The organism is Mucilaginibacter sp. (assembly GCF_036383575.1).
Taxonomy (GTDB): domain Bacteria; phylum Bacteroidota; class Bacteroidia; order Sphingobacteriales; family Sphingobacteriaceae; genus Mucilaginibacter.
On the sequence record NZ_DASVOB010000648.1, the window covers coordinates 1 to 5,842 of the forward strand.

The window sequence follows — 5,842 nt, forward strand, 5'->3', positions numbered from 1 at the left end:
CTTCATCGCGCTTTTAACAAAATAATTAACAAACAAAAAAACAAACCCTATTATGGCAACTAATAACGTAGCGCAGATACATGGTTTTGGTCAGAGTATCTGGCTTGATTTTATTGACCGTGAGATCATTTCTTCAGGAAAACTTAAACAATTAATTGACGTTGACGGCGTACGCGGCGTTACTTCAAACCCTGCAATTTTTGAAAAAGCTATCAGCAGCAGTTCTGATTATGATGCTGATATCGCTGCACTTAAATCTGAAAGCGACAACGAAAAGCTGTTTTTTGAAATAGCTGTTAAAGATATCCAGGCCGCTGCCGACCTGTTTAAAGGTGTTTACGAAGAATCAAACAAAGTTGATGGTTACGTAAGCCTTGAAGTTTCTCCATTTTTGGCTTTAGATACCGAAGGTACTGCTAAACAAGCTGAAGAACTTTGGAAAAAAGTTGACCGTGAAAACGTAATGATCAAGATCCCTGGTACTAAACCAGGTTTGGCTGCTATTCAGCAATCAATTGCAAAAGGTATCAACATCAATGTAACCCTGTTGTTTGGGTTAGAGCGTTATGAAGAAGTAACTGAAGCCTACATCGCAGGTTTGGAAGAGCATTTAGCTGCAGGTCATAAAATTGCCCACATTGCATCAGTAGCCAGCTTCTTCCTGAGCCGTATTGATGTTGTTGTGGATCCGATCATTGAAGCAAAAGGCGAAAAAGAGCTGTATGGTGAGGTCGCAATCGCATCAGCTAAAAAAGCTTACGAAATTTACAAAAGGGTATTCAGCGGTGAAAGGTGGCAAAAACTTGCGGATCAGGGCGCACAGCCACAGCGTTTGCTATGGGCAAGTACCGGCAGCAAAAACCCTGCATTTAAAGATACCAAATACGTTGAGGCCCTGATTGGCCCGGATACTGTTGATACCGTTCCTTTGGAAACTGTTGAAGCTTTCCGTGATCACGGTGTTGCTGCTAACACATTAGAAGCCGGTTTAGATAAAGCTACCGAGATCTTAGCTAAACTTCCTTCATTAGGTATCGACCTTGCTGCCGTAACCCAGCAATTAGAGGATGAAGGTATCGAGAAATTCAACAAGCCGTTTGAAAAGCTGTTGAACGCCATCGAAGCACAAAAAAACAAGTAATTAAGTTCTGAGTCGGAAGTCTTAAGTTCTAAGTAAGAGATTTTTGTTTTTACTTGGAACTTAAGGCTCCGGGCTTACAACTAATCATAAAAATATACCTATGGAAGTTGCTGATCTGAAGATCCTTTTTTTTGACGTGGGCGGCATTTTGCTGTCGAACGGATGGGGCCACGAAGCCCGCGAAGAAGCGGCTAAAAGGTTTAACCTTGACTATGATGAGGTTAATGCCCTGCACAATTTTATTTTCAACGTATATGAAATTGGCAGCATCACGCTTGACGAATACCTTGATACGGTGATATTTAACCACCCGAGAGATTTTGTACGCGAAGATTTTAAGGAGTTCATCTATTCTACATCGGTTGAATTGCCTATGCTGCAATTTTTGAAGGAGTGGAAAAAAGATTGCGGCTTCCGTATTATTTCGCTTAATAATGAAGGTAAGGAGCTGAACGATTACCGGGTGCGCAAGTTTAAGCTGCATGAGTGTTTTGATGCATTTGTATCATCATGCGAAGTGAAAATGCGTAAACCTGATCCCGGTATCTGGCAATTAGCTATGGGTATAGCCCTGGCATCGCCGCAGCAATGCGTTTATTTCGACGACAGGAAAATGTTTGTTGATACCGCGCAAAAACTGGGCATCCGCTCGTTCCAGCATACCAGCCTTGAAAGCACTAAGAAAATTTTAGAAACTCTTAAAAAAGAAAACCTCAAAAAATGAGCGCAACAGAAAACAAATACGCCTTTGGTATGATAGGCCTGGGTGTTATGGGTCGCAGCCTGCTGCTGAACATGGCCGATCATGGCTTCGCGGTTGCCGGACACGATAAAGATACCGGTAAAGTAGATTCATTGAACCAGGAAGCTGGTGACAGGGAAGCTAAAGGCTTTTCCGATGTTAAAGAATTTATTCAAAGCTTAACCACGCCAAGGGCTATCATGATGTTAGTGCCTGCCGGTAAAATTGTTGATGCTGTAATTGAGGAATTAACCCCGTTATTGGAAAAAGGCGATATCCTGATTGATGGCGGTAACTCGCACTTTACCGATACCAACCGCCGTGTGGAGGAGCTGGAGGCTAAAGGCCTGCATTTCTTCGGTATGGGTGTTTCAGGTGGTGAAGAGGGTGCCCGTCGCGGCCCGAGTATGATGCCGGGTGGCGATAAGGATGCTTACGCTGTAATGAAACCTATTTTTGAAGCCATTGCTGCTAAAGTTAACGGCGAGCCTTGTGTTACTTACATTGGCCCTGGCGCGTCAGGCCACTTTGTTAAAATGGTACACAACGGCATCGAGTACGGTATCATGCAGGTAATTGCCGAAACTTATGAGATCCTGAAAAAAGGCTTAAAGTTAGGTAACGATGAGATAGGCGATTTGTTCACAAAATGGAACGAAGGCCGTTTACAGTCATTCCTGTTGGATATCACCAAAGATATTTTCAAATACAAAGCCCCGGGTACCGATCATTTATTGTTAGACGATATTAAGGACGAAGCCAAGGCTAAAGGTACCGGTAAATGGACATCGCAGGTGGCTATGGACCTGGTAACCCCTATCCCAACCATCGATACATCAGTATCAATGCGCGATCTTTCAAAATACAAATCATTACGCGAAAAAGCTTCAACTCTTTATAATGATCCAATCGATTTGAAAGGTGATAAAGAAGAGTTATTGGTTGCTTTAGAGCAGGCTTTCTATTTTACCAGCATCGTTACTTACGCTCAGGGTATGCACCTGCTTACCAAAGCATCTGAAGAGTACAAATATGATCTTCACTTAGGCGAAATTGCTAAGATCTGGAGAGGTGGCTGTATCATCCGTTCAGAGTTTTTGAATGACATTTACAACGCTTACAGCAAAGATCAGCAATTACCTCACCTGTTGCTTGACAGCGACGTACAGGCCCTGGTTGCCGGAACTTTACCAGGCATCAGGAAAGTATTATCGGCTACTATTGCTGCCGGTGTTGCTGCTCCTGGCTATGCTTCGGCATTAAGCTACTTCGATGCTTTCCGCAGCGAAAGGATGCCTTCAAACCTGACCCAGGCTCAACGCGACTACTTTGGTGCGCATACTTATGAGCTTATTGGTAAAGAAGGTACTTTCCATACACAATGGGCTCCTGCAAACGATTAATTAACGCTATTAATTAAAACACAACAATGAGCACAACAGCTAAATCAGACCCTACCATATTTATCATTTTTGGTGGAACGGGAGATTTAAACTCCCGGAAAATTGCGCCGGCCCTGTATAATCTGTTTTTAGACGGATGGATGCCTAAACAATTTTCCATTATTGGTACTGGTCGTACCAAGCTTACTGACGAGCAATTCAGGGAGAACCTGTATAAAGATATCAACCAGTTTTCGCGCAGCGGAAAAACCGATGATAAACAATGGGCCGAGTTTGTAAAAAACATCTATTACCAGGTATCGGATGCCAACGACTTTGAAACCTATAAAGAGTTTGGCAAACGTATTGAAAAACACAATGCCGAGTGGAAAGCCAAAGCAAACGTGTTATTTTACCTTGCGGTAGCACCTAATTTCTTCCCGATCATTGCATCAAACATATCAAAAGCTAAACTGGCCGATGATAAAAAACGTGTAAGGATCATCATCGAGAAACCATTTGGTCATGACCTGGAAACAGCAAAAGACCTGAATGCCTTATTAAAGAGCATTTTCGACGAGTGCCAGATCTATCGTATTGACCACTACCTGGGTAAAGAAACGGTTCAGAACATCATGGCTTTCCGTTTTGCCAACTCCATTATGGAGCCGCTGTGGAACCGTAATCATATTGAGCACGTGCAAATTTCAGTTACCGAACAGTTAGGTGTTGAAGAACGCGGCGACTACTACGATGGTTCAGGTGCTATGAGAGATATGATCCAGAATCACCTGCTGCAATTGCTTTGCCACATTGCCATGGAGCCACCAATCAGCTTTAGTGCCGATGAGGTACGTGACCGTAAGGTTGACGTGCTGAAAGCCATGCGCAAGTTTACTGCTGAAGACGTACGTAACTCAACAGTTAGGGGCCAGTACGGCAGCGGATGGATGAAAGGTAAAGAAGTACCTGGATATCGCGAAGAGCCAAAGGTAAATCCGGAATCAAATACCGAAACCTTTGCTGCTATCAAGTTTTTCATTGATAACTGGCGCTGGCAGGGTGTTCCTTTTTACCTGCGCACAGGTAAAAGACTGCACCAATCGTCATCTGTTATTACCATCCAGTTTAAGGACGTTCCGCACCAGATCTTCCCTGCCGAAGCAACTGAAAGCTGGCAGCAAAACAGGTTGATCATCAGCATTCAGCCAGAGATGAGCATCCGTTTGCAGGTTCAGGCTAAACGCCCGGGTATCGATATGGTATTAAACGCCGTTGATATGGTGTTTGATTACAAAGGCACGTATACCAACCAGGCTCCTGAAGCTTACGAAACATTGATCCTGGATACCATGATGGGCGATCAAACCCTGTTTATGCGTGGTGACCAGGTGGAAGCTGCATGGGAATTGGTGATGCCTATCCTGAATACATGGCAAAGCAAAAAGAGCCTGAATTTCCCTAACTATTCGGCCGATTCATGGGGCCCTGAAGCTGCTGAAGCTTTAATTGCCCGCGATGGCTATAACTGGTTTACCTTACCCGTAAACGGTAAAAAATAGAATGCTGATGAAACTGAATATCTATAACACAGAAGGTGAGGTTTTAACCGGGCTGGCCGATCATTTTGTTACCCTGGCTACCGAAGCTATTAACAAAAACGGCAGGTTCAGTGTTGCCCTTTCGGGCGGCAGCTCACCTAAAAAATTATATGAGCTGTTAGCTTCAACAACCTATGCCGACCAGGTGAACTGGGAAAAGGTTTTCTTCTTTTTTGGTGATGAGCGCAATGTACCTCAAGACCATAAGGACAGCAATTACCTGATGGCTAAAAAAGCGCTGTTTGAGCCTTTGTTGATAAACCCGGGCAATGTATTTGCGGTTGATACCTCATTTGAGCCAGCCGAAGCTGCTGCTAAGTACTGGGAGATCATCTCAGCATTTTTTGACGATGGCGAAGCAAGCTTTGACCTGGTATTGTTAGGCCTGGGCGATAACTCGCATACAGCTTCCCTGTTCCCTTATACTCCGGTGCTGCATGACCGTGTACCCGGTGTAAAAGAAGTATGGCTGGAAGATCAGCAGGTATGGCGCATTACCCTTAACGCACCGCTTATTAATGACGCCGCACAAATCGCGTTTTTAGTTTACGGAGCAGGAAAGGCCGAAGCAGTAAAACACATCCTTGAGGATGATGAGGACATTGAGCTTTACCCGGCTCAACTCATTGATTCGATATCCGGAGAGGTGGAGTGGTTTTTAGATGAACCAGCTGCAGAAGCGCTGGAGAATAAAGAATAAGATCCAATATTTTCGATAACAAAAGGGCTTGGGCATTATGCTTAAGCCCTTTTTGTTTAGTAGCCCGCAGGCGTAGCAATGATTAACGTGCGCTCGTTTGCAACGAGCACAAGAGAGAAATGTTGGTATAAAAACCCATGTCATTGCGAGTAACCATCAGGATTCTCCTGAAAAAAAATGAGATGACGTGCTCTGCGATGAGAAGTAAGATATTAGCGGAATAAACAGGGCAAATTACACACCCCGTATAACCCTTGGGGCCTTTAAGAGCCCGCT

The 5,842-nt window shown here is 44.1% G+C and carries 5 protein-coding genes; all 5 read left to right on the forward strand.

Translation table 11 applies throughout. The features are described from left to right. Positions 1-52 precede the first annotated feature (52 nt). On the forward strand, positions 53-1,141 hold the full coding sequence (gene tal, locus VF500_RS22810; RefSeq protein ID WP_330861884.1) for a transaldolase: 1,089 nt from the start codon (positions 53-55) through the stop codon (positions 1,139-1,141). Between the two features lie 100 nt (positions 1,142-1,241). Beyond that, a complete protein-coding gene (locus VF500_RS22815) occupies positions 1,242-1,865 on the forward strand; it encodes an HAD-IA family hydrolase (protein WP_330861885.1) in 624 nt (207 codons plus the stop codon). After that, a complete protein-coding gene (gene gndA / locus VF500_RS22820; RefSeq protein ID WP_330861886.1) occupies positions 1,862-3,286 on the forward strand; it encodes an NADP-dependent phosphogluconate dehydrogenase in 1,425 nt (474 codons plus the stop codon). Before VF500_RS22815 ends, gndA begins: the two co-directional genes overlap by 4 nt. Positions 3,287-3,312: 26 nt before the next feature. Next, the gene (zwf, locus tag VF500_RS22825; RefSeq protein WP_330861887.1) at positions 3,313-4,827 is read left to right on the forward strand and encodes a glucose-6-phosphate dehydrogenase; all 1,515 of its coding nucleotides are present in this window, start codon (positions 3,313-3,315) and stop codon (positions 4,825-4,827) included. Between the two features lie 7 nt (positions 4,828-4,834). Further along, entirely contained in the window at positions 4,835-5,566 is a 732-nt protein-coding gene (gene pgl, locus VF500_RS22830; RefSeq protein ID WP_330861888.1) for a 6-phosphogluconolactonase, read from the forward strand. Positions 5,567-5,842 lie beyond the last annotated feature (276 nt).

Excerpts from the sequence above, each read along its gene's own strand:
- pgl (WP_330861888.1), top strand. The coding sequence starts at position 4,835 with ATGAAACTGAATATCTATAACACAGAAGGTGAGGTTTTAACCGGGCTG.
- tal (WP_330861884.1), top strand. The coding sequence starts at position 53 with ATGGCAACTAATAACGTAGCGCAGATACATGGTTTTGGTCAGAGTATC.
- VF500_RS22815 (WP_330861885.1), top strand. The coding sequence starts at position 1,242 with ATGGAAGTTGCTGATCTGAAGATCCTTTTTTTTGACGTGGGCGGCATT.
- zwf (WP_330861887.1), top strand. The coding sequence starts at position 3,313 with ATGAGCACAACAGCTAAATCAGACCCTACCATATTTATCATTTTTGGT.
- gndA (WP_330861886.1), top strand. The coding sequence starts at position 1,862 with ATGAGCGCAACAGAAAACAAATACGCCTTTGGTATGATAGGCCTGGGT.